The sequence below is a fragment of the Desulfovibrio piger genome (genome assembly GCF_012843875.1).
Taxonomy (GTDB): Bacteria; Desulfobacterota; Desulfovibrionia; order Desulfovibrionales; family Desulfovibrionaceae; genus Desulfovibrio.
This window is the reverse complement of sequence record NZ_JABAFY010000005.1, coordinates 32,677-57,660: the sequence shown is the minus strand read 5'-3', so window position 1 is coordinate 57,660 and position 24,984 is coordinate 32,677. Positions and strand designations below refer to the sequence as shown.

The window sequence follows — 24,984 nt, the reverse complement described above, 5'->3', positions numbered from 1 at the left end:
AACCGGCCCCCCGGACAGTCATTGTTCCATTTACTTCTTGGGCATGGCCGCCAACACCTTTTCGGGGTACGCGGGCAGATGGGTCACGCGAACGCCGCAGGCGTTGTAGATGGCGTTGATGATGGCCGGATGCGGGCCGCACAGCGGGATCTCGCCCGTGCCGGAGGCGCCGAAGGGGCCGTCAGGACGCGGGGTCTCCACGTAGATGAGCTCGAGGTCGTCCGGGATATCCTTGATGGTGGGGATACCGGCGCCGGCCATGGTGCTGTGCTTCTTGATGTCCTCGTAGTCTTCGGTGAGGGCCAGACCGATGCCCTGGGCGATACCGCCGTAGAGCTGGCCGTCGGTGAGCAGGCGGTTGACCACCTTGCCGATGTCGGCCACCATGGTCATCTTTTCCACCTTGGTCTTGCCGGTGGCCACTTCCACGGCCACTTCGGCCATGAACAGGCCGTACATGTAGCAGCAGAAGGGTTCGCCCTGGCAATTCTTGCCGCAGTCGCGGGCCGGAGCGGTCCACTTGCCGTCCTGATGCACGGCGCGGCCCTCGGCCTTCATTTCATCATAGGTGTAGAAGCCGCCGTCAGGCTTGCGCATGGCTTCCACCAGCTGTTCGCAGGCCACGCGGATGGCGTTGCCGGTCATCACCTGGGAGCGGGAACCGCCGGCAGGACCGGAGTTGGGGGTCTTGCTGGTGTCGTTCATGACCAGGCGGATCTTTTCCACAGGCAGGCCGATGGGACGCAGGGCCTCATGGGCGGTGCACTGCGCGCCGGAGTCGGCGCCCTGGCCGTGATCTTCCCAGGAGCTGCCGATGGTCACGGAGCCGTCGGGGTTCAGTTCGGCCCAGGCTTCGGAGGAGTCGGGGCCGTCCAGACCGGCACCGTACACGGCAAGGGCCAGGCCCACGCCGCGCTTGACGGCATCGGTGGATTCCGCCTTGGCCTTGGCTTTGGCGGCCTCATACTTGGGACGCAGGGCCTTGAACATGGTGGGCAGGTTCATGACCTCGGGCTTCTGGCCGGTAGGCGTGGTGTCGCCTTCCTTGTAGCAGTTGAGCTCGCGCAGATCGAAGGGATCCATGCCCAGCTTTTCGGCCAGTTCGTCCATCAGCACTTCGGAGGGGAATTCCGATTCGGGACCGCCGTAACCGCGGAAAGCGGCGCCCCAGGCGTGGTTGGTGGCCACGGTGCGGCCGTCACCACGGATGTTGGGGATGCCGTAACCGGCGCCGATGAACTGGGCGCCGCGCAGGGTCAGCAGGTCGCCGAATTCGGAGTACGGGCCGTGGTCGCAGGTCCAGTCGGTCTCCATGGCCACGATCTTACCGGTCTTCTTGTTGGCGGCCATGCGCACCTTGGTCCAGAAGGGCGAACGCTTGCCGGTGTACTGCTGTTGCTGCTGGTAGTTGTAGCGCAGGTGGCAGGGACGGCCGGTGGCCAGCACGGCCACGCCGATGAGGGCTTCCATGGTGGGGCTGAACTTGTAGCCGAAGGTGCCGCCGGTGGTGTTCTGCACCATGACCAGCTCTTCGGGGAATTTCACGCCCAGACCGGGGGCGATCATCAGGGCATGCAGGTGCAGGCCGATGGACTTGGAGTGGATCACCAGCTGTCCCTGCTCGTTCAGGTAGCCGTAACCCACGTCAGGCTCGATGTTCAGGTGCGGCTGACGCTGGGTGTAGAAGCTGTCTTCCACCACCACGTTTTCGGGATCGTCGAAGAAGGGCTTGGTGTCCTCGCCCTTTTCGATGTGGGGCTCATAGTAGATGTTGGGCGTGCCGGGATGGATCTCGATGGCGTCGGGAGCCATGGCTTCGGGCGCGCTCATGTATTCGGGCAGCAGTTCCAGGTCGAACTTGACCTTGTCGGCAGCGGCGCGGGCGTGGGCCTCGCTGTCGGCGCAGACGATGGCCAGGGCGTCACCGTACTGGAACACCTTGGTATCGTTGAGGATGGGACGATCCCAGCCATCGCCCTTGTTGTCGGCAAAGGTGATGAGGCCGGTGATGCGGTTCTTGCCCTTGACGTCCTTGTGGGTCAGCACGCGGACCACGCCGGGCATCTTTTCGGCTTCGGAGGTGTCGATGCCCTTGATGATGGCATGGGAGACCTTGGCCTGGGCCAGGGCCAGGTGCAGGGTGTCGGGCGGCATGTGCACGGCGGCGTCGGCGCCGTATTCGGCCAGACCGGTCACCTTGACCAGGGCGCTGGGACGGGGCAGACGCGAACCGAAGGCGCGACCGTCGGCGGGCAGCTTGTAGTGCAGCTCTTCGATGTCCTTGTCACCGCGCATGACGGCGGCGGCGTCCATGACGGCGTCCACCAGGGGCTTGTAACCGGTGCAGCGGCAAATATTGTGATGTTTCTGGAACCAGTCGCGCACTTCTTCACGGCTGGGGGCGGGATTGGAGTCCAGCAGGGCCTTGGCGGACACGATGAAGCCGGGCGTGCAGAAACCGCACTGGGCCGCACCGTGGAACATCCAGGATTCCTGGAGGGGATGCAGTTTGGCGGGGGTGCCCACGCCTTCGAGGGTGGTGATCTGGGCCTGATCGGGCACGCGACGCATCTTGACGATGCAGGCGCGGGTGACCTTGCCGTCGAGGATCACGGAACAGGCACCACACTGGCCCTGACCGCAACCGACCTTGACGCTGGTGATCTGCAGCTGGTTGCGCAGCACGTCAACGAGAAGAGTGTCGGAATCCACCAGGACCTGACGGGGAATACCATTGACCACAAGCGTTTTCGTTTCCATATGCGACTCCTAGAAACGGCTTGCAAGTTGAGACGGTCGCTGTCGCGCCGTCTATTTTCCAAACGGACAGATGGGATAACGGCATTCGCCACAGCCGGCGCAGAAGCCCCCGTGACCCATGCCGGCGATATCCTCGGCTGTCACCTCCAGTCCGGCCAGAAGGCGCGGGACTACGAGTTCGAAGATGCTGGCCTTGTAATACATGACACAGCCGGGCAGCCCCAGTACGGGGACGCGGCCGCGTTCCGTGGGCACATAGCCCAGCAGGAACATGGCCCCGGGATAGACCGGTGCGCCATAGCTCACCACCTGCGCGCCAGCGGCACGGATGGAAGCGGGGGTCTTGTCGTCGGGATCCACGGACATGCCGCCCGTCACCACCACCATGTCGGCTCCCTGTCGGATGAAGCCGCTGATGGCTGACGAGGTCATCTCCACTTCGTCGCTGGTGAAGACCTGATCCATGACGGTGCATTCAAGGCGGGCGAACTTGTCTCGAAGCACAGGGCCGAAGGCATCCTTGATGCGGCCCGTGTAGACTTCGCTGCCGGTAGTGACAATGCCTACCTTGAACTTTTGCAGGGGCAGGACCTCGACCACGGGACGGGAAACCAGCTGCTCGAGAGCGACGATCTTGCTTTCCTCGATGAGCAGGGGCACCACGCGGGTGCCCGCCAGGTTCTGTCCCGGCCTGACCTGCTGCATGCTGTGCAGCGTGGCCAGGGTGATCTCTCCCAACAAATTGATGCGGGTCAGCGTGGGGACATCCACCCGCAAGAGGCCCATACAGGACGCCGAGTAGTTGATGCGCCCTTCCTTGGGCTCGCTCAGCGTGATGTTGGCCCCGGCCGTAGCGGCCGCGATGCGCCGGGCGGCTTCATTCTCATGCAGCACGCCCTCCTGCGGCTCGTACACATACAGATGTTCCTTGCCCACCTCCAGAAGGGTTTGGATGTCTTCCTCCCTCACGATATGCCCCTTGCGGAAAACGGGCCCTTTGTCCCCTCCGGGCACGATGCGGGTGATATCGTGACAGAGCACGCTGCCGACAGCGTCCTTGACGTGAATGGTTTTCATGGCAGCAGCTTTCATTGTCTCTCCTGAACAAACTGTGAGATACGGAAAAGAAATAGCAAGTTTTCATAAAAAGTGCAAAGAAAAACCTCATAAAATAAGATGGCTTGATGTGTCAGCGAATGATGCACGCTTTTCCAATGATTTCCGGGGGAATGTCACGCTTTGAGCTTTTCCGGTGATAAAAGTGCGCCTTGCAGCCTTTAATTGTGAAAACAAGTACAATCGTCACTGCTTCCCTGCCCATCGTTGCACCATTATTTTTTGCAGTGTCCTCTGTCCGTATCCCAAGCGGCACCCTCCCCTTCCGGGATACTGTTCCCGATCGCCCGGAGCCCGGCCCGATCGACCATGACGACCGTCTCCGGCTGCCAGTCCGTGCACAGATACGCAGGCGCCAAGAGCCCGGCCAAGCGAACGGACGAGGCTCCGGACCATAAAGAGGATCACGGGGAAAGGAACGAAATCCCCTCCCTACCTGCCGCAGGCCGGAAACGCACGAACGGCCGCATGACCACCGTCCCCTCCCCTCCGCAGCCCTGCCCATAAACACGAAAAGGCCGGAGCCTTTGGGGCTCCGGCCTTGCCGATGCATGTGAAAGGACGTCCTGCTAGATGCGCAGGCTGTCGCGGATGTCTTCCAGACGGTTCTTGGTGAACATCAGGTAGGAGATGATGAGCTCACCGGAGTTGAACGACGAGGTGATGTACATGGGATCATAGGTGCAGATGTCGTTCATGAACTGCATGGCGGCGGCCATGTTCTCGGCGTTGTTCTTCTGGGCGATCTCGGGATACAGGTCGTACAGGGCCTTCACGAAGTCACGGATGACCAGCACCATGCCCTGCACTTCGTAGATGCGGTTGTCCAGGGTATAGAAGGGGATGTCCTGGGCATCGGCCAGCAGGCCCAGGGCATAGCCCAGCATGTTCTCGCCCACCACCGTGTTCAGGGCCGCGTACAGGTCGTCAGTACGGCAATTGTAGGTGCCCTTGCCGGTATCCAGGGACTTCTTGTATTCCTCCACCTGCTTCAGGGCCTTTTTGTAAGAGCCTTCCGCCGAGGGGAACATGAAGCTGCGCGGGTCCACGGCAAAGCCGTTGAGGCGGGCCTGGTACAGGAACTCGCTTTCGCGGTCATTGGAGCCCAGCTTGGCGATCTGGGTGGAGTACAGGTCCATGAGCACGCGCGTGGCGTGGTAGACCCCGTACTGGCGATAGGCGCGGTTATCCAGCACGAAGCGGTTGAACACGATGTCGTTCATGGTCCAGCCGAAGGTGGAGCCCATCTCGCGACGCAGCTGATTGGTGACGGAATCCACCAGCAGCTTGCCCTTGTCGTTCTCGCTCAGGTTCGCCGTCTCGCCCACACTGTAGGCCTGGGGGAATTTTTTGGTATCGATGACGCCGTAGAAGGCCTGGCTGCCCCAGACCAGCACCAGCAGGCCCACAAAAAGGCATACCTGGATGCCCAGGGTCTTGGCCACCACACGGGCCTTGTCAAACACATGCATGTCCGTCAGTTTCATGTCATCCTCGCAGGATTGAAAATTTCATTTTTCGTATGACAGGACATATTTCCACAAAACGGAAACATATCCCGGACAACCTTTCCACACCGGCAGCACCGGCGCATCAGTCGCCGCACCCCTCTGGCCTAACAGCAAAGGCGTCAGTCAGCCGTCAGGATGCTTTATTCAGAGATAAGCCCGCCCGGACGCCGGTCAAGATGGCGGGCCTGTCCGGCACGGCAAAAATGCCCTGCCGCAAGCAAAAGGGGAAGGGACCCTGCCCTCGGCCGGAACCCTTCCCCTGTCATTGCACCCCGTCACCCTTGATCTAGGGCAGCAGGGTCACTTCATACATCTTGTCCACCAGCAAGTACTTGCGGGCGACCTCGCGCAGCTGCTCCGGCGTCACCTTGGCGGCCTTTTCCAGCAAACGCTTCTGGAAGTCCTGGGGCTGGCCCAGCAAACGTTCGCTGGCGGCCTCGTCGGCCCGCGCGCCCAGGCTCTGGCGACCACGATAATAGCTGCCTTCCATGCGGTTCAGGCCCTTGGCCAGCAGCTCGGCGGGCAGCAGGTCGGTCTTGATGTCCTTGATGATGCCGCTGAAGCCCTGCCGGGCCACATCCAGATTGCGGGGCGTGGTCCCGATATAGAAGGCCATGAAACCGGCTTCGGGCAGGCTGCGGTAAAAGGCCGTCACCGTGTAGCCCAGGCCCTGCTCGTCACGCAGCTTGTTGAACAGCAGGCCGCTCTGGCCGGAAAGCACCGATTCCAGCAGCATGAGCGCCGGAGCGTCGGGATGATCCAGCGGCACGGCATGGAAGGCCAGCAGCAGATGGGCCTGCTGGCGACCGGGCAGGGACAGGGGCAGACGCTTGTCGGCGCCCCAGGTCGGCTGGGGCACATCCACGGCAGGCGCGGTGGGCACGGGCAGGCTGCGGGCAAAAGCCAGCACCTTTTCCCGGTCGAAGTCCCCGGCCACGGAAAGGATCCACGGCTGGGCATTCTGCTGCTTCCAGAAGGCCTGCACGTCCCCGGGACCGAAACGGTCCTGGTTCTCCGCCGTGCCCAGGCCGTCAAAGCCGTAGGGCTGGCCGCCGGGGAAGAGGAAGCCGTTGATCTTGGAACCCATGAAGCTCATGGGATTGTCCTGACGGCGCACCAGGGCCGCCTTCAGCGTATCGGCCTGACGGCGCACGTCCTTTTCGGCAAAGGTGGGCTTGTGCAGCAGATCGCCCAGCAGGGCGAAGTAATCGGCATTGAAGCGGGCCGGGCCCGTCAGGGAAACGGTGAAGCTCTGCACGCCCGCCGAGGCACTCAGGGAAGCGGCGCGTTCGGCCACGAAACGTTCCATGGCATCCAGGTCACGCGTGCCGCAACCGTCGGTCAGGGTGGCGGCCGTGAGCTGGGCCAGGCCCTGGTCGGCGGGCTTGAGCAGCGCATTGCCGCCGGGGCGCAGGATCTCCAGCGAGACATAGGGGATGGTGCGGTCCGGCTGCAGGATCACGGTACGGCCCTGCCCCAGATCGACGATCTCGCGCTTGCCCACCTTTTCCGCGGCAGCAGCGGCCTTTTGCCGCTCCACGGCAGGCGCGGGCCAGTTGTGCTGCAAAATGGCATCCAGATCGGGCAGCTTGGCCTTTTCGGGCGCCAGCACGCGCACGCGCACCTGGTCGGGGCGCAGCCAGAGATCCTGGGCCTGACGCAGGCGCGCGCTGTCCACGGCGGCCAGCGCATGACGCACATTGGCTTCACCCCGCGGCCCGCCCAGCTCGAACTGTACCGTGGCCTTCCACGAGGTCAGGCCGTCCAGGGTCTCGCTGGCGCGGTCCATGCCGTCCTCGTAATTGAAGCGTGCCCGCTCGATGACGTCGGGCGTGATCTTGCCGGCGTCCAGCGCGGCCAGATCGCGGGTGAACTCCTGCCAGAAAGGCTCCACCTTGTCCGCATCCAGCTGGGCGACCATATAGAACAGGCCCGCGCGGTTGAGGCTCATGTTGCCGACGCTGATGCTGTCCACCAGCTGTTTTTCGTAACGGTACTTGCGATAGAACTGCGAAGTACCGTCGCCGCCCAGCGCATAGGCCAGCACGTCCAGGTCGATGGAGCGCTGGTCGCCCAGGGCGGGGGCAGGCAGGGCGATACCCAGATAGACCTTGTTCCACGGCCCGTACGTCACCTCGACACGGGGACCGCCCGCGGCGCCTTCCAGCTGCACGGGAGCGGGCTCGGGCAGGATGGTGTCGTTCTTCAGGTCGCCGAACAGCTCTTCGGCGTGGGCCAGCACGGCCTTGGGATCGATGTCGCCGGCCACCAGCAGCATCATGTTCTGCGGCTGGTACCAGGTACGGATATAGGCCCGCAGGTCGTCCGCGGTCACGGCCCGGATGGTCTTTTCAAAGCCGATGATGGGGCGCCCGTAGACCGTGTGGGCCAGACCGGCCACCTGCAGGTCCTCGAACAGGCGGCGGGTGGGCGTGTCGTCACCGCCCTTGAGTTCGGAAACGATGACGTTCTTTTCCGCTTCCAGCTCGGCCGGATCCAGCGAAGGATGGAAGGCCATGTCCTTGACCACGTCCATGCCCGTCTTCCAGTGCTTGGCGGGCATGTCGGTGATGAACCAGGTCTTGTCGAAGCTGGTGGCCGCGTTGAGGTAGCCGCCCAGGGATTCCACATCCCGGGCCACCTGCCCCTTGGGACGCTTCTCCGTACCCTTGAAGACCATATGCTCCAGCACATGGCTGATGCCCGCCTGCTCGGCGGTCTCGTTGGCGGAACCCGTGCCTACGAACAGGCGCGTGCAGACCAGCGGGAAGCGGCTGTCCCGGATGATATGGACCGTCAGGCCGTTCTTGAGGCGGACGAGCATGGTGTCGTTACCAGAGGTTGAAGGATTGGCCGGGGCGGCCTGCGGCGCGGCAGCGGCGAGCTGCGGCAAAAGCAGGATCCCCAGCAGAAGGATGAGCAATGCATGGCGAGAAATGCGCAGCATGGGTACTCCTTATGAAGGGTTGCGGACGTCTCCGGCCCCTCCGAAGACATCCGGGGAACAGCACGGACCGGTCCCCCTGCCTGACGGCAGCCGGTCCTGCATCCTCCGTTTTCGGACAGTAATGTCAGAAGGCCCGCCTGACAAGAGCCGAAGCCCCTGTGTGATGACGGGCACGAAAGACGAAGCGACGGGATTCGTGCTCCCCTGCCGCCATGCATAAAAAAAAGGAGGGGCGTCCCTTGCGGAAACATCCCCTCCCCTGCATGTCGATGATGCCGGAACTAGCCGCCCAGATAGGCTTCCTTGACCTTGGGGTTCTCCAGCAGTTCCTGGCCGGTGCCCTCCAGCACCACGCGGCCCACTTCGAGGATGTAGGCGTAATGGGCCACGGAAAGGGCCGCGAACGCGTTCTGCTCCACCAGCAGCACGGTCATGCCGTCCTCGTTGATGCGGCGGATGATGTTGAAGATCTCCTTGACCAGCAGCGGGGCCAGACCCAGCGAGGGCTCGTCGAGCATGATCATGTCCGGGCGGCTCATGAGCGCGCGGCCCACGGCCAGCATCTGCTGTTCGCCGCCCGAAAGCGTGCCGCCCTTCTGCCAGTGGCGTTCCTTCAGGCGGGGGAACAACGCATAGACACGCTCGATATCCTCGTTGATGCCGTCCTTGTCGGTACGCGAATAAGCGCCCAGGCGCAGGTTCTCCACCACGGTCAGATGAGGCAGGATGCGACGGCCTTCCGGCGAAAGCGAGATGCCCCGCCGCACCATCTCCTCGGGCTTGAGACCGATGAGGGAGACAGGTTCGTCGCCTTCCTTGCGGGTCAGCGAGATCTCGCCGCTGATATTCTTGTTCAGGCCGGCGATGGAACGGATGATACTGCTCTTGCCGGCGCCGTTGGCGCCCACCAGCGTGACGATGCTGCCGCGCTTGATGTCCAGGCTGACACCCTGCACGGCTTCGATGCCGCCGTAACGAACGTAAAGATCCCTGATTTTCAGCATACTACACCACGTCCTCGCCCAGATAGGCCCGGATGACCTCGGGATTGCTGCGAATGGCGTCCGGGTCGCCGTGTGCGATAAGCGCACCGTATTCCATCACCCAGATGTACTGGCACACGCCCATGACCACCTTCATGTCATGTTCGATAAGCAGGATGGTCAGGTCGAAATGGTCACGGATGGCCTGGATGAAGTGCATGAGCTCGATACTTTCCTGCGGGTTCATGCCGGCGGCGGGTTCGTCCAGCAGGAGCAGACGCGGTTCCGTGGCCAGGGCACGGGCGATCTCCAGGCGGCGCTGCGCCCCGTAAGGCAGGCTGCCCGCCTTCTCGTCCATGTATTCGGCCAGGTTCAGATGCTCCACCAGGTCGCGGGCCTTGTCCGTGATGGCCTTTTCTTCCTTGTAATACGTGGGCAGGCCCAGCGGCGCCATCCACCAGGGGCAGCGGCGGCGCACATGACAGCCCACCATCACGTTCTCCAGCACGCTCATGTGCGGCGAAAGACGGATGTTCTGGAAGGTACGGGCCATGCCCATGCGACAGATCTCGAACGGCTTGCGGCCGCGGATGCTCTTGCCCGCAAAGCGCACGTCGCCTTCCTGCGGCGTATAGAAACCGCTCAGCACGTTGAACAGGGTGGTCTTGCCCGCACCGTTGGGACCGATGACGCCCACGATGCTGCCCTCGTCCACCTTCAGGGAAAGATCGCTGACGGCCGTCACGCCGCCAAAGCGCATGGTCACGTTTTCAGCCGTCAGGATGGGCTGGACTTTGCTTGCACTCATGCCTTGCGCCTCCCCAGCGAAAAGATGGTTTTCCAGGTGATCTCACGGGTGCCCATGATGCCCTCACGCCGGAACAGGATGATGGCCAGCAGAATGAGCGAGAAGACCACCATGCGCATGCCGGGGATGCCCGGGATCTCGAACACGCCGAAGTCCATGGGCTCCTCGATGGCGCGCAGCCATTCCAGCAGGATGGTGACGATGGTGGCGCCCAGCAGGCTGCCGGTCAGCGAGCCCAAGCCGCCGGCCACCACGAACATCAGCACGTTGAAGGTCAGCAGGAAGTTGAACATCTTGGGGTCGATGGTGGACAGGTGGCTGCCCAGCAGCGCGCCGCCCACGCCCGCGAAGAAGGCCCCCACGCAGAAGGAGAGCACTTTGTAGCGGAACACGTTGATGCCCATGACGCCCGCGGCGATCTCGTTATCGCGTATGCAGCGCAATACGTTGCCGAAATTGCTGAATATGAGCCGTGACAGCACCACCAGCGTGATGACTGTCCAGATGTAACAGGTCAGCAGGGTCGCCTCGCCGGGGATGCCCTTGATGCCCAGCGAACCGTTGGTGATGGACGTGGCGTTGACGATGACCACGCGGATGATCTCGGCGAAGCCCAGGGTGGCGATACCCAGGTAGTCGTCACCCAGCCGCAGCACGGGCACGGCGATGATGAAGGCGAAGATCATGGCCACCAGACCGCCGGCGATGACCGCCACCCAGAAGGGCGTGTGCAGCACGGAGAAAGGCCAGATGATGGGATCCAGGATCCACATGATCTCTTTCTGTTCCGGCAGCAGGGTACACAGGGCGCCCACATAGGCGCCGATGGCCATGAAGCCGGCATGGCCCAGCGAGAACAGACCGGTGAAGCCATAGATCAGGTTGAGCGACAGGGCCAGGATGGCGTTGATGAAGATCAGTTTGAGGATGTAGATCTGATAGTCGCCCATATAGGCCTCGGCCTGGGTCAGGGCCAGACCGAAGATGACGATAAGCGCGATGTTGAGCAGGGTCGTTTGATTGAAGCGCATTAGATCTTCTCCTCCATGCGCTCGCCCAGCAGGCCCGTGGGCTTGAACACAAGCACCAGCACCAGCAGGATGAAGGCGAAGGCATCACGGAAGCCCGAAAGCTCCGGCATGAAGGCCACGGTCATGATTTCCACAAAGCCCAGGGCCACGCCACCGATAACGGCGCCGGGGATGGAGCCGATGCCGCCGAACACGGCCGCGATGAAGGCCTTGAGGCCGGGCATGATGCCCATGTAGGGGTGCACCTGCGGATAGCGCAGGGCCCACATGATGCCCGACGCGGCAGCCAGGGCGGAACCGATGAAGAAGGTGAAGGCGATGATGTTGTCCACCCGCACCCCCAGAAGACGCGTGGTCTCGATATCCTTGGAGATGGCGCGCATGGCCAGGCCGGGCTTGGTGTGGTGCACGATGTAGAGCAGGAGCGCCACCAGCACGATGGTCATGACCGGCACGAAGGCCGTGAGTTTGAGGATGCGCACATCACCGAACTGCCAGACCGAGAGCAGCCAGTCGGGCTGCAGCACGGGCCGGGGCTGGCCGGTGAAGACCACCACGGCCAGACTTTCGATGAAGAAGGAAACGGCGATGGCGCTGATGAGCGCCGAAATTCTGGGCGCGTCACGCAAGGGCCGGTAGGCCACGCGTTCCACCACCACACCCAGCACGCTGGCGCCGAGGATGGCGATGATGGCGGCCACACCCCAGGGCCAGCCATAGGCGAAAGTGCCGAAAAAGACGAAGTAAGCCCCGACCATCAAGATATCGCCGTGGGCAAAGTTGATCAGGCGCAGAATGCCGTAGACCATGGTATAGCCAATGGCGATCAGCGCGTAGAGCGAGCCTAGCGTCAAGGCGTTGAAACAGTGCTGCAAAAACATGTCAAGGGTCATGGGGCCACCTGGAAATAAGCTTTATCCCGCCCGAAGGGGCGCGAAGACGGAACGGCGGGGCCCGTCGGAGCCCCGCCGTGAACAGACGGATTCCCTTACTTGGGAGTGACTTCGGTCAGATAAACGCGCTTGCCGTCCTTGTACTCAATGATACCCACGGGCATTTCGGCGTCGTGGCTGGCATTGATGGTCAGGGTACCCAGCGGGGTCACCAGGTTCTTGGTCGCGGCCAGGGCCTTGGTGATGGCGGCGGGTTCGGCGGAGTTGGCGCGCTTGATGGCGTCAACGATCAGGAACAGACAGTTGTAACCCAGGGCGCCGTTCACGTTGGTTTCCTTTTCAGGATAGGCCTTGTTCCAGGCTTCGGTGAACTTTTTGGCTTCGGCGCTCATGTTGGGCATCTTGGCATCATAGGGGAAGGTGGTGTGCAGGAAGCCTTCCGCAGCCTTGCCGGCCAGCTTCACGGTGTCGGGGTTGTCCATGGCGTCAGCGCCCATCAGGCGGAAGGTGGCGCCCAGTTCGCGGGCCTGCTTCATGATGATGGCGCCTTCAGCGAAGTAGGCGGGCATGAAGACGATCTCGGGCTTTTTGGCGATCAGTTCGGTGAGCTGGGCAGTGAAGTCCTGGTCACCGGAGCTGTACTTGAGGTTGGCCACCACTTCGCCACCCAGCTTCTTGAAGGAGCGGGTGAAGAAGCTGGACAGACCCACGGCGTAGTCGTTGGTCATGTCCATGAGCACGGCGGCCTTGCGCAGGCCCAGGTTCTCATAGGCATAGGTAGCGGCAGCGGCACCCTGATAGGGGTCGATGAAGCAGGCGCGGAAGTAGTACTTCTTGCCCTGGGTCACCAGGGGGCTGGTGCAGGAGGTACCCACGCCGGGCACCTTGGCCTTTTCGGCCACTTCAGCACCGGCCATGGCCAGAGAGGAACCGTAGGTACCGATCAGGGCCACGACCTTGTCGCGTTCCACCAGGCGCTTGACGGCGTTGGCGGCTTCCACCTTGTCGGACTTGTTGTCCACCACAACCAGTTCAATGGGGCGGCCCAGCACTTCAGGCATGTCCTTCAGAGCCAGCTGCACACCTTCCAGCTCGAGCTGGCCGCCAAAGGCATTCTGACCGGTCAGGGGCAGGTACACGCCGATCTTGATGGGTTCAGCAGCCAGGGACTGGCCGGCCAGCCCCAGGGTCAGAGCCATCAGCGCCAAGCCAACGAATTTGCCCAGTTTCATAAATCATCTCCCAGGTCTTGGAGGGTGAAAGAGCTCGCCCCGGTGATCCTTTTCCAGGGCTATTCCTGTTGAGATACACCAAATCCCCCCATTGCGCAATTTGCCGGTTGAATTTGGCCATAAACCCCAAGCCGAAAAATCCCTGCGCATGGCCTCATGCAAAATGGTTCATCCGCAGTTGAAAAAATTTATCCTCTTTCACGCCAAGCGCCAAGGCCTTTTTTCGATAATTTGCGTTTTGATTTTTTATTACACATAACATATTGTAATAACATTATTTTTTAAACAATCCCCCATAGTGCTCCATGGTTGAATAAATCTCATCTCTGCCCCGTATCCTCCTGCGCCGGCCGCCCTGTCCGTATTGACGAAAGCCCATGAAGAAAGGAATATCCCCTTCTCGACATATATCTGTCCGCATCCCCTGCCCTTGCGGGCGGGATCTCCAAGGAGACAATGTGACGCTTCCCGACAGCAAAAACCGTCAGCGTTCCCGCAGCATCGCCCGCGTCCTCAACGATGACGCCAGCCTCATCAACATCAAGACCTTCGCCATCGCGGCCCGTTACATGAGCTTCAAGGCCGCGGCCCGGCATCTTGGTCTGACCTCCGGCGCTGTCAGCCACCGTATCGCCCGCCTGGAAAAGGAGCTGGGCTTCCCGCTGTTCAACCGCCTGACCCGCGCCGTCTCCCTGACACCGGAGGGCGAGCGCCTGCGCGACGTCTACCTCAATGCTTTCCAGAAGATCTATGAAGAGATCACCCAGCTGCTGCAGGACGACTTCAGCTCCCTGACCATCTATGCCGCCCCCAGCCTGGCCCTGGCCTGGCTCATCCCCCAGCTGAGCGACTTCCAGCAGCGCTACCCCTCCATGCAGCTGCATGTACGTACCGGCAACGCTCCCATAGATTTCCACGGGGACTCCACGGTGGACGTGGCCCTGTATTATGCCGAGAGCCACGTCAGCGGCCTGACCTCACGCAAGTTCATGGACGAGGCCACCCTGCCCGTCTGCTCCCCCGAGTACGCGCAAAAGCACGACCTGATAGGCCATCCCGAGAACCTGCCCGCCTGCACCCTGCTCCATGACTCCGCCGCCTGGCATTATGCCGCCACCACGGCCGAATGGCAGGAATGGGCCGACAGGAACCATGTGGACATCTCCAACTGCCTGAACTTCGTCACCTTCGACCATACCTACGGGGCTTCCGTGGCCGCCAGCCACGGCCTGGGTGTGGCTCTGGGGCGCTGCAGCCTCATCGCTCCCCTGCTGGCGGAACAAAAGCTGGTCACCCCCTTCCCCGACCTGCCGCCCACCACGGCGTTCCGCTCCTACTACGCCGCCTGGCCCCGTCATACCAATCCTTCCCCCAAGCTCCAGGGCTTCCTGGACTGGCTGGAAGAAAAAGGCCAGCAGAGCAATGCGGCTCTTGCCCGCCTGATGCACGCCTAGCAGGAAGAGACATTTGAGCGAGGGGGGAAAGGAGACCTTTTTGAAAAAAGGTCCTCCTTTCCCCCCTCGCGCTCCCCTCTTTCCTCCCAAAAACTTTTATCAGGCCACAAAAAAAGGACGCCAAGGCGTCCTTTTTTCATGGCCGCGGGGTGGCCGCTGCCATCCGCTTTCCGCATTATTCAAAATCACATTTGGACCACGCGCCCCGGAGGCGGACCATGTTTCCAGGATACGGTGCCTCCCCGTATGGCGGGTTTTGGGGAAGGAGGGGGCATGGGGGAGGAACCCACTTTTTGCCGCAAGCAAAAGGGGCTCCTCCCCCGTTCAGATTCCTACTTCTGCCAGCGGGCCGTGTAACGGGCCAGAAGGCGCAGCGAGGGGCGGGAGAAGCGGTCGAAGTCGGCGGTGAGCTCCAGACCGGGGACCAGGGCACGCACCACAGGCATGTCCAGGTCCTTGCGGGAGATGTCCACATACAGGGGCGTACGGCCCTGGGCGCACAGCGTCTTTTCCAGCAGCTTGCAGGAGGCTTCGGCCGACGGCAAACTGTAGTCGGGCAGATCTTCCAGCCAGCGCACCGGCAGGCCGCCCAGAGCGGGCCCCGTCGGTTCGCCATAGGGATAGGGCCAGGGCACTTCGGTCAGGGCCGCCAGCGCGGCCCGGCTGCCGCACAGGTTGGCGCCCGTGGCCTGTGCCACCTCGCCGCGACGGCTCATGACGAAGCAGCGGTAGACCGGCACGCCCAGCTCCGTGGTGATGTCCTGGAACTGGATCTGGATGCCGCGGGCCGCGTAATCGTCCAGCAGGGCCTGCAAACGTTCGTCACGGCTCTTGAGCACGAAGCAGCCCTCACGGCTGAAGGGCGTGGTGGCCTCGGCGTCACGCTCCACGATCTCCGTGAGCGCCGCCAGCCGGGCTTCGGCCTCGGTATTGCCGGAAGCCAGGCCCGTGGAGCCACCGGCCAGGAACAGGGACTGCTCGTCCAGATTGCAGAACAGGAAGACCGCCTGCGCGGGCACCAGCACGGTCTTGCCCTCGGGATCGCGGGCCTCCAGCCAGTACAGGGGCACATAGTCCTCGAAAGGCGTTTCCAGCGGCAGGGAGGACAGGGGCAGGAAATCCTTGCCCTGGGACCGCAGCTTGGCGCAGGAAGCATGGATCAGCGGCAGGGGCCGGCGGCGGTTCGTCACCTCGAAGGTGTGCTCGCCGGTACGGGCCACGCTCACATAGCTGCTGGCCCGTTCCACGATCTCCATGGCGTAGGAGGCCCGGGCCGCAGCCAGGGAAAGACCGCGCCCGTAGGCCGTGGCCTCGCCGCGCAGGCTGTGACGCATACGGCCGCAATCCACGGCCAGGTCCACCTTCCAGGAGCGCAGCAGCGCGATGGGAGACAGCGAAGCCTGATGACGCATCTCCTGCCCGGCCAGAACGTCGTTCTCCAGCAAAGCATTGACGGCCTGCTCGTAGGTCTCCTGTGCCGGACGGCGCTCAAGGCGCGGCAGGTCTTCCGCCTGCATGCGGGCGTGTTCCCGCTCCAGCATCCCGGCCCGGGCCCGCAGGCCTTCGCGGCAGACCTCCAGCTCTTCTTCACTGTAGGGCAGCTCCAGCTCCAGTTCTTCCCAGTGCGGCAGCATGTGGTGCCGGGCGATGTTGTCGGCAAAATGGGCGCTCCAGGCCTGCATGAGGCCAAAGTCCTTCCGGCTGGCAGCGCGCAGGTAGATCAGGGAGGAGGACAGCGTCAGCCGCTGCAGGGCATCTTCGGGGAAGCCGTCGCAGCAATGGGCCAGCTCGGGCACCAGCAGCGAGCACTCCAGCAGCAGGCCGGCAAGCCCCATGCGCCGGAAACTGTCGGTCTCGCGGTCGTACAGTTCATCGGCCAGATTTTTGATCTCCTCCGGCGAACGGCGGCTCAGCTGGCGCAGGCAATGCTGGCGCAAAAAATCATCGAAGGGCGTGGCCTCCAGACGGGCCAGCGCCTGGGGCAGGGTCAGGGATGCGGGCGGCTGGCAGGAAAAATAGCCGGTCGTGGCCTGGGTCGTCTCGTGGGTATAGGCATAGGCGATGCCTTCGGGGATCACGGGCATGGCGTGGAAAACCTCATGGCAAAAAGATGGCGACAACATCCCGGGGCGTGCGGCCCAACGCCGGAGGCGCAACCGGCCCGTCATCCGCCGCAAGGCGGGATGGGGGATGCCGATACGGCCCTGCAGGAAGACAGGGGCACGGACACAACGGCAGGAGACAGAGGCGGCAAGACCGTGAAGCAACGGACACGGCCGCCCCTCTTCCCGGGACAGGACGGGCGGAAGATAACAGAAAAGGGGTGGGCCAACAATGGCCCACCCCTTGAGGTTCCGTAATCCGGAGTGCGGATTAACGCTTCGAGTACTGGTAACGAGCGCGGGCAGCGCGCAGACCGTACTTTTTGCGTTCCTTCTTACGCGCATCGCGGGTCAGGAAGCCGGCCTTCTTCAGGATAGGACGAAGGGCGGGATCCACCAGCAGCAGGGCGCGGGAAATACCGTGACGCACGGCTTCGGCCTGACCGGCCACGCCGCCGCCAGCCACGTTGACGCGCACGTCCAGCTTTTCAGCCAGCTTGGACAGCACGAGGGGCTGACGGATGATCATCTGCAGGGTCTTGCGGGGGAAGTAATCTTCAAAGGCACGACCGTTCACCGTGATGTTGCCGGAGCCAGCGTAGACGCGGGTGCGGGCAGTGGCGGTCTTGCGGCGGCCGGTGCCGTATTCGAATTTGTCGCTCATGACGTGCGCTCCTTAGTAAGGCAGGGTCAGCGGCTGCGGGTTCTGAGCCGTGTGCGGGTGTTCGGGACCCGCGTAAATCTTGAGCTTCTTCAGCATGACGCGGCCCAGACGGTTCTTGGGCAGCATGCCACGCACAGCGGCCATGAGCACGCGCTCGGGCTTGGAAGCCAGCATATCGCCCAGGGAGGTGGTCTTCAGACCGCCCACCCAACCGGAGTGGCGATAGTAGTTCTTGTGGGCCATCTTGGTGCCGGTCACCTTGATCTTTTCGCAGTTGACCACGACGATAAAGTCGCCGTTGTCCATGTGACGGGCAAATTCGGGCTTATGCTTGCCGCGCAGGCGGTGGGCGATCTGGCTGGCCAGACGACCCAGCACCTGATCCTGGGCGTCAACCACAAACCATTCGTGGTTGATGTCTTTCGGGGTGGGGCTGAACGTCTTCATCGGGATGAACTCCTCATCTACTTATCTCAGTAGCCATCAAGCGGCGGAAAATCCGTCTGCGACGTGCCGCCTAACGGGTGACGACAGTATCGCTCACAAAGAAAGCGCTCTTTATCGCAAAGTGCGCAACTTGTCAAGCATTCACGACGGAATGCCAAATTTGTGCCGTATTCCAGACGGCTGCGGGTTGGTGTATATCAAAATGCTCCGGCTGTCATCCTTTTTTTGCCAAAAATTTGTACCAAGACAAAAACCATTTGAAAATATTGGTATTTTGCGACCCGCTTTTACGGGGCCAGCAGCTGCTGCCCAAAAGGCGGACAGGCTACCCCCCAAAAAGGCACCGCTCCCCTGCCCTTTTGGACTCGCGGATACGAAGGGGGAAAAACGCGGAAAGAACTGCATGTTCCGGCCGTTTTCCCAGGCTCACGCAGAAAAAATTTGGGAGAAAGAGGCCCCGATCCACACGAGTCCCCCTCCTCCCAAACAGGTGCCTCCATGTCGGCAACTTAATGCGCCGCGCCCCAGTCGTGACCGGTGCCCCAGTCCACCAGCAGCGGCACGGAAAGCTCCCTGCCTGCGGGGCAGACATCCTGCATGAGGCGGGCCACCAGGGCCCCGGCTTCTTCGGCGGCATCGGCGGGCACTTCCAGCAAGAGCTCGTCGTGTACCTGCAGCAGCAGACGGGCATCCAGCTCCCGCAGGCGTTCGTCACGGGCCACGGCCAGCATGGCCAGCTTGATGATGTCCGCCGCCGAGCCCTGGATCACGGTATTGATGGCCTGACGGCGGGCCAGGGCCGCAGCCTGCCCGCTGGCGGAATTGATGTCCGGCAGCAGACGGCGGCGACCGCCCAAAGTGGTCACGAGGCCGTGCTTGCGGGCCGAGGCCTCCACGCCTTCGTAAAACTCCTTCAGGCCCTGCAGGCGCTCGAAGTAACGGGCGATGAAGTCCTTGGCCTGCGTGGTGCTGATCTTGAGCTCCTGGGCCAGTTTCTGGGCGCCCATGCCGTAGATGAGGCCGAAGTTGATGGTCTTGGCATTGCGGCGCTGGTCCGGGCTCACCTGGTCGGGCGGCAGGTCATAGACCAGGGCCGCCGTGCGGGCGTGGATGTCCTCGCCGTTGCGGAAGGCTTCCAACAGTGCCGGATCCTGCGAGACATGGGCCAGCACGCGCAGCTCCACCTGCGAATAGTCGGCCGAGACCAGCAGGCGGCCCGGCCCGGCGATGAAGCAGGAGCGCATGCGCTTGCCCAGCGGCCCGCGCACGGGGATGTTCTGCAGGTTGGGATTGCTGGAGGAGAGCCGTCCCGTAGCCGTGGCCTTCTGGTTGAAAGTGGTATGGATGCGGCCCTGCGGGTCCACCAGGCGCGGCAGGGGATCGAGATAGGTGGAGCGCATCTTCTCCAGCTTGCGGTACTGCAGGATGCTGTCCACCACCGGATGCTGCCCGGCCAGTTTTTCCAGCGTCTGCTGGCTGGTGGACGCCTGGCCGCCCTTGGTCTTGCGCGGCGCGGGCAGGCCCAGCCCGTTGAACAGCACATCGCCCAGCTGCTGGGCCGAACGGATGTTGAACTGCGTGCCCGCCAGCTCGTAGACATGGGCCGTGAGCTGGTCCAGCCGGCCCTGCACATCGTCGAGGAAGGCCCGGAAGGCCGCGGCGTCGATGGCCACCCCGCTCTGTTCCATGCCTGCCAGCACGGGCAGCAGGGGCATCTCCAGGCGCCGGAACAGCTCCAGCAGGCCGTCCTTTTCCATGCGCTGCTCGAACAGCTGCGCCATGGCCAGTCCCAGGCGCGCGGGGCCGGGGGCCGTCTCGCCCCTGCTCTCCAGTTCATGGCGCAGCACGGCGCCCCAGCGGGCCGAAAGACGGGGCCAGCCGTAATCGTTCTCTTCGGGGTTCAGCAGATAGGCGGCCACGCCCAGATCGATGCAGTCCCCCGCCCGCCCGGCCAGGAACTGCCAGCAGGGCGCGGAGGTCAGTAGGCCCTTGAGGTCCGCCGTCACCAGGGTGCGGGCAGGGGCCAGCCACCGGGCCAGCTCCGCCACAGGACCTTTCCACTGCCATTCTCCCAAAGAACTGCCGTCAGCGCCTTCCACGGCAAGATAGGGGGCCTCGCGGTCGCCGTGGGCCCAGATCAGGGCCACGCGGGCATCTCCGCAGTCCGGCAGGGCCGACACGTCATCCAGCGCGGGCGCGGATTCCTGCGGCATGGCGTCCAAAAGGCTCATCTGGCTGGTGGCACGACCGCTGCGGGCAGGCTGGGCCAGCGGCAGGGAGGCCTGTTCCGCAGCCGTCTTCTTCCCGGCTGCAGGCTGTACGTCCTCACGGATGCTGCCCGCATCCAGGAACTCCTCGGGCAGGTCGGCCTCGGCGGCCTGCAGACGGTCCAGAGCGGCCAGCTCGCGCCGCAGGGCGAAGAGCTCGAACTCTTCCGTGAGCAAGGCGCAGGTGGCGGCATCCAGCGGCCGCACGCGCAGGTCCTCCAGCGTGACGCCGGGGCAGAAATCGCGTCTCAGGGTGGTGAGCTCGCGCCAGGTGAACATGTTTTCCAGATGCGCCTGCAGTTTGGCCTGCATCTTGGGCGGCAGCAGGACGAAATGGTCGCGGATGTCCTCAAGACTGGGGCAGATGGAGAAGATCTGGCGCGCGGTCTTGGGACCGATGCCCGGCACGCCGGGGATGTTGTCGCTGGTATCCCCGATGAGGGCCTGCACGTCGGGCCACTGGGCGGGCGTCACGCCGCTCTCTGCCGTGAAGTCGGCCTCGCTCACCAGCTTTTCTTCCTTGGAGGCCGGGTCCCACATGTAGACGTTGGGGCCCAGGCACTGCTTCAGGTCCTTGTCGCCGCTGACGATGATGACGGGATGTTCCGCCGCGAAGCGCGCCGCCAGCGAGGCGATGCAGTCGTCGGCCTCGCAGCCCTGCGAGACTTCCAGCCGCAGGCCCAGGGCCCGCACCATGCGGTGGATGGGATCCAGCTGGCGTACCAGATCTTCGGGCGTGGCATCGCGGTTGGCCTTGTAGAGGGGGAATATCTCGTGCCGGAAGTTGGGGCCCTTGCCGTCCTGCACAAAGGCGAAATAGCGGGGGCGCTCTTCGCGCAGGATGCGCAGCAGCACGCGGCTGACCACTACCAGGGAATTGGTGGGGAAACCGTCGGAACGCTGCATGTTCCTGTTGGCAAAAAAGCCGCGATAGATGAAGGCCGAGCCATCCATGAGAAAGACGGGCTCTGCGGCAAGCCCGAGGCGTTGTTTCAGCGACATGGCAATCCGGGGTTGTAGGGTAAGCAAAAAAGGGGAAAAAGCCTGCGGGGGAGCGGCCTCCCTCCTTGCGTAGCTTCTGTCCTGCGCGTATACTATAGAGATGGAAACAAGTCCGCAAGTAAACCTGGACAGGGCCGGAGAGCGCCTGCAGGTCACCGTCTCCGGCAGCTGGGCCATCAATACGCCCTGGCCGCCGCAGTGTGCCGACGCCCTGCAGCAGCTGCGAGGCCCCGGCATCCGGCAGCTGCATCTCGCGGCGGCCTCCCTCGACGCCTGGGACAGCAGCCTCCTGGTCTTCCTCGTCCAGCTGCACAAGGCCGCCCGCGCCGCGCAGATCGATATCAGCCAGGACCTGCCCACAGGACTGGCACGACTGCTGCACCTGGCCTTCGCCATCCCGGCCCAGGCAGGGGCCGCCCGCAGCGACCACCGGCAAGGGCTTTTCGCCCGGGTGGGCGAAGCGGTCATGGACCTGCCGCCCCGCTGTGCGGATTTTCTGGAATTCCTCGGCGATGTGACCCTTTCCATCTGGCGTCTCATCCTGGGACGCGCCGGCATGCGCATGCAGGACTTTATAGAAGCCATGTACGAATGCGGTGTGCGCGCCTTGCCCATCATCTCCATCACCAGCCTGCTGTTCGGTCTGATCCTGGCCTTTGTGGGCGCGGTGCAGCTGACGCAGTTCGGCGCCCAGATCTATGTGGCCGGGCTGGTGGGCATCGGCATGCTGCGCGTCATGGGCGCGGTCATGGTGGGCGTGGTCATGTCCGGCCGCGTGGGGGCCGCCTATGCGGCCATGATCGGCACCATGCAGGTCAACGAGGAAGTGGACGCCCTGACCACCCTGGGCATCTCGCCCATAGATTTTCTGGTGCTGCCGCGCATGCTGGCCCTGATGCTCATGGTCCCCCTGCTCACGGTCTATGCCGACCTCATGGGCATCCTGGGCGGCTATGTGGTGGGCGTCTCCATGCTGGGGCTGAGTTCCGCCGAATACCTCAACGCCACCATGCAGATGGTCTCCTTCGTCCACGGGCTCATCGGCATCGCCTACGGTACGGTGTTCGGCATCATCATCGCCCTGGCGGGCTGCTATCAGGGCATCCGCTGCGGCCGCAGCGCCCAGGCCGTGGGCCTGGCCACCACCACGGCCGTGGTCCAGTCCATCGTGGGCATCATCATCGCCACGGCCGTCATCACCATCATCTGCAACGTACTGGGCATCTGACATGAGCACTCCCCGCCTGCGCGTCCGCGACCTGACCCTGGGCTACGGCTCCTTCGTGCTCATGCGTGACGTCAATTTCGATGTGGCCGCCGATGACATCTTCCTCATCATGGGCGGTTCCGGCTGCGGCAAGAGCTCGCTCCTGCGCACGCTCATGGGCCTCAAGCAGCCCCAGAGCGGCCAGGTGCTTTACGGCGATACGGACATCTGGGCCTGTACCGAAAAAGAGCGCCGCCGCATCCTGCGGCGTACGGGCGTCCTCTTCCAGGGCGGCGCCCTGTGGAGCTCCATGACCCTGGCCGAGAACGTGGGCCTGCCGCTGCAGCAGTACACCGACCTCGATGACGACGAGATCCGCGAGCAGGCCTCGCTCAAGCTGGCCCTGGCCGGTCTGGCCGGTTTCGAGGACTACTATCCTTCGGAGATCAGCGGCGGCATGCGCAAGCGGGCCGGTCTGGCCCGGGCCCTGGCCCTCGATCCCGAAATCCTTTTTCTGGACGAACCTTCCGCCGGTCTGGACCCGGTGAGCGCCCGCATGCTGGACGACCTGATCCTGGAGCTGCGCGACGCCCTGGGCACGACCTTCGTCATCGTCTCCCACGAGCTGGCCAGCATCTTCGCCATCGCCAGCAACGGCATCTATCTCGACGTGCGGACCCGGCGCGTCACTGCCCGGGGCAACCCCTCCGAACTGGTGCGCGACCCGCACACCGAGCTGCAGGCCCTGCGCTTCCTGACGCGCGGCGAAGCGGGCGGCCCCCAACAACAGGACTGAACCCACAGGATACGGCATGGCAAAACAATCATTCAAAACCGCTGTAGGGGCTTTCGTCATCGGCGGACTGGCGCTGCTGGTGGCGGGCATCATCCTGCTGGGCGGCGGCCGCATGTTCAGTGACGACATCGAATACGTCCTGTACTTCGACGGCTCGGTGAGCGGCCTCAATATCGGGGCGCCCGTGGTCTTCCGCGGCGTGCCCATGGGCCAGGTGACGCGCATCAGCCTGGAGGCCAACCCGCGCGACGCCAGCGTCACCATCCCGGTCTACATCCGGCTGGACGAGAACAGCATCGTCCGGGCCGGGGTCACCGGCGAGCTCACGGACAATTTCCGGCAGGAGATCCTGCGCCGCCTGATCCAGCGCGGCCTGCGCGCCCGCCTGCAGCTCCAGAGCCTCATCACCGGCCAGTACCGCGTGGAGCTGGACTTTTTGCCCAATACGCCCGCCAACTTCCGTTCCCCCATGCCGGACAGGGAGATCCCCACCCTGCCCTCGCCCATCGATACCCTGCAGCGTACCGTGGCCAGTCTGCCTCTGGAAGAGATGGCGCATACCACGGCGGGCATCCTGGAAAAGCTCAACGCCGCCCTGTCCGGTGATGCGCTGGAACGCGGCATCAAGGCCTTTGCCACCTCCTTCGAAGAAGCGCAGGCCCTGCTGGCCGGCATGCAGGAATCCCAGAAGACCCTGGCCCAGGCCCTGGAAAAGCTGAATGCGGCGGCCACGTCGGCCCAGCACGATCTGCCCCAGGCCCTGCAAAGCACCCGGGACGCCATGAACAACGTCTCCTCCGTTTCCCTGGCCACCAAGGCCGTGGTGGAACGCAATGCCCCCCTCACCCAGGAGCTGCGCCGCCTGATTCAGGAAAGCGCGGCTGCCGTCCGCTCCCTGCGGGCGTTCATGGACGTGCTGGAACGCAATCCCGAAGCCCTGCTCCGCGGCAAACAAGGAAGTCGCCGATGAACCATCTCCTCCGCCATACGACCGTTTTCCTGGCCCTGCTGACGCTCCTGTTGACCGCTTGCGGCCGCAGCGCGCCCACGCACTTCTATCTGCTGGACAGCGGCCAGCCCCCCCTGACCGCCGACAGCCTGCCCGCTGCCAGTCTGAGCATCGCACCGGTGAGCGTGCCTGACTATCTGGACCGCAACGGTCTGGTGCGCCGCAGCGACGGCCAGACCCGCCTGGAGGTCTCGGAACTGGACATCTGGGCCGAGCCGCTGGGACAGGGCGCCCGGCGCGTGCTGGGCGAAGTGCTGGCCGCCCGCCTGCTGCCCCGGGGCATCGACGTGATCGCTGCCGGAGACCGGCAGGGCGACATGGAACTGGCCGTGGCTTTGGAACGTCTGGACGGCGACACGCCGGGCACGGCCCGGCTGCAGGCCCGCTGGCAGCTTTCCCGTGGCGGAGAGGCGCTGGATCGCGGCATCTACGCAGCCAGCGAGGATGCCGGCATGAGCAGCGCCAGTCTTGTGGCGGCCCAGAGCCGTCTGTTGCAGGGACTGGGCGAACATCTGGCCGAACGCCTGCTGCCCCGCCTCAAGGCCGGACGCTAGCGACAGCGCGTTTTCCCATCATCTGGCCGCCCGCAGGACCTAACGGCAAATGCGTACCGCCGGGCCGGTTGCACGAACAGGCCGGGAACCTGCGGGAAACGGCTCCCCAAACCCATACACAGGACAAAAAAAGGGAGGCTCAAGCCTCCCTTTCCTTTTTATCGCATTGTGTCCCATTCCGGTGCCCGCCCCGCGCAGGCC

The 24,984-nt window shown here is 63.6% G+C and carries 18 protein-coding genes; 5 read left to right on the top strand and 13 right to left on the bottom strand.

Annotation, left to right across the window (positions count from 1 at the left end):
• Positions 1 to 30 precede the first annotated feature (30 nt).
• The 9 genes from HF854_RS02475 to HF854_RS02435 all read right to left on the bottom strand — a co-directional run bounded on the left by HF854_RS02475 (position 31) and on the right by HF854_RS02435 (position 13,281).
• Positions 31 to 2,760 (bottom strand): molybdopterin-dependent aldehyde oxidoreductase, encoded by a 2,730-nt coding sequence (locus tag HF854_RS02475; protein WP_168934857.1) that lies wholly within the window; start codon positions 2,758 to 2,760, stop codon positions 31 to 33.
• A gap of 51 nt (positions 2,761 to 2,811) precedes the next feature.
• Positions 2,812 to 3,837, bottom strand: coding sequence for a molybdopterin-binding protein (locus HF854_RS02470; RefSeq protein WP_346765645.1), 1,026 nt, complete (start codon positions 3,835 to 3,837; stop codon positions 2,812 to 2,814).
• Between the two features lie 608 nt (positions 3,838 to 4,445).
• Positions 4,446 to 5,363, bottom strand: coding sequence for a DUF2333 family protein (locus HF854_RS02465; RefSeq protein ID WP_168934855.1), 918 nt, complete (start codon positions 5,361 to 5,363; stop codon positions 4,446 to 4,448).
• Positions 5,364 to 5,673: 310 nt separating this feature from the next.
• On the bottom strand, positions 5,674 to 8,334 hold the full coding sequence (locus HF854_RS02460) for a M16 family metallopeptidase (RefSeq protein ID WP_168934854.1): 2,661 nt from the start codon (positions 8,332 to 8,334) through the stop codon (positions 5,674 to 5,676).
• A gap of 281 nt (positions 8,335 to 8,615) precedes the next feature.
• A complete protein-coding gene (locus tag HF854_RS02455; RefSeq protein WP_006004328.1) occupies positions 8,616 to 9,338 on the bottom strand; it encodes an ABC transporter ATP-binding protein in 723 nt (240 codons plus the stop codon).
• Between the two features lies 1 nt (position 9,339).
• Complete coding sequence (locus tag HF854_RS02450) at positions 9,340 to 10,125, bottom strand: ABC transporter ATP-binding protein (RefSeq protein ID WP_168934853.1); 786 nt, start codon at positions 10,123 to 10,125, stop codon at positions 9,340 to 9,342.
• Complete coding sequence (locus HF854_RS02445) at positions 10,122 to 11,156, bottom strand: branched-chain amino acid ABC transporter permease (protein ID WP_168934852.1); 1,035 nt, start codon at positions 11,154 to 11,156, stop codon at positions 10,122 to 10,124. The genes HF854_RS02450 and HF854_RS02445 overlap by 4 nt, the downstream gene beginning before the upstream one ends.
• A complete protein-coding gene (locus HF854_RS02440; protein ID WP_006004323.1) occupies positions 11,156 to 12,049 on the bottom strand; it encodes a branched-chain amino acid ABC transporter permease in 894 nt (297 codons plus the stop codon). The genes HF854_RS02445 and HF854_RS02440 overlap by 1 nt, the downstream gene beginning before the upstream one ends.
• 95 nt (positions 12,050 to 12,144) lie before the next feature.
• Positions 12,145 to 13,281, bottom strand: a complete 1,137-nt coding sequence (locus HF854_RS02435) for an ABC transporter substrate-binding protein (RefSeq protein WP_168934851.1) — start codon at positions 13,279 to 13,281, stop codon at positions 12,145 to 12,147.
• Positions 13,282 to 13,739: 458 nt separating this feature from the next.
• Between HF854_RS02435 and dsdC the strand changes: the two genes are divergently transcribed.
• Positions 13,740 to 14,735 (top strand): DNA-binding transcriptional regulator DsdC, encoded by a 996-nt coding sequence (dsdC, locus tag HF854_RS02430; protein WP_168934850.1) that lies wholly within the window; start codon positions 13,740 to 13,742, stop codon positions 14,733 to 14,735.
• Between the two features lie 332 nt (positions 14,736 to 15,067).
• Here dsdC and HF854_RS02425 read toward each other — a convergent pair whose 3' ends face one another.
• The 4 genes from HF854_RS02425 to polA all read right to left on the bottom strand — a co-directional run bounded on the left by HF854_RS02425 (position 15,068) and on the right by polA (position 21,217).
• A complete protein-coding gene (locus HF854_RS02425) occupies positions 15,068 to 16,819 on the bottom strand; it encodes a YcaO-like family protein (RefSeq protein ID WP_168934849.1) in 1,752 nt (583 codons plus the stop codon).
• A gap of 289 nt (positions 16,820 to 17,108) precedes the next feature.
• Positions 17,109 to 17,501, bottom strand: a complete 393-nt coding sequence (gene rpsI, locus HF854_RS02420; protein WP_006004313.1) for a 30S ribosomal protein S9 — start codon at positions 17,499 to 17,501, stop codon at positions 17,109 to 17,111.
• Positions 17,502 to 17,513: 12 nt separating this feature from the next.
• A complete protein-coding gene (rplM, locus tag HF854_RS02415; RefSeq protein ID WP_168934848.1) occupies positions 17,514 to 17,948 on the bottom strand; it encodes a 50S ribosomal protein L13 in 435 nt (144 codons plus the stop codon).
• Positions 17,949 to 18,457: 509 nt separating this feature from the next.
• A complete protein-coding gene (gene polA / locus HF854_RS02410; RefSeq protein WP_168934847.1) occupies positions 18,458 to 21,217 on the bottom strand; it encodes a DNA polymerase I in 2,760 nt (919 codons plus the stop codon).
• A gap of 100 nt (positions 21,218 to 21,317) precedes the next feature.
• On the opposite strand from polA, the gene HF854_RS02405 reads away from it, so the two are divergent.
• Genes HF854_RS02405 through HF854_RS02390 form a run of 4 tightly spaced genes read left to right on the top strand, consistent with a single transcriptional unit; the run spans position 21,318 to position 24,783 of the window.
• A complete protein-coding gene (locus HF854_RS02405; protein WP_168934846.1) occupies positions 21,318 to 22,445 on the top strand; it encodes an MlaE family ABC transporter permease in 1,128 nt (375 codons plus the stop codon).
• A 1-nt stretch (position 22,446) separates the two neighbouring features.
• Complete coding sequence (locus tag HF854_RS02400) at positions 22,447 to 23,220, top strand: ABC transporter ATP-binding protein (RefSeq protein WP_168934845.1); 774 nt, start codon at positions 22,447 to 22,449, stop codon at positions 23,218 to 23,220.
• Positions 23,221 to 23,236: 16 nt separating this feature from the next.
• The gene (locus HF854_RS02395; RefSeq protein WP_168934844.1) at positions 23,237 to 24,190 is read left to right on the top strand and encodes an MlaD family protein; all 954 of its coding nucleotides are present in this window, start codon (positions 23,237 to 23,239) and stop codon (positions 24,188 to 24,190) included.
• Positions 24,187 to 24,783 (top strand): PqiC family protein, encoded by a 597-nt coding sequence (locus tag HF854_RS02390; protein WP_168934843.1) that lies wholly within the window; start codon positions 24,187 to 24,189, stop codon positions 24,781 to 24,783. The genes HF854_RS02395 and HF854_RS02390 overlap by 4 nt, the downstream gene beginning before the upstream one ends.
• The last annotated feature ends 201 nt before the right edge of the window (positions 24,784 to 24,984 follow it).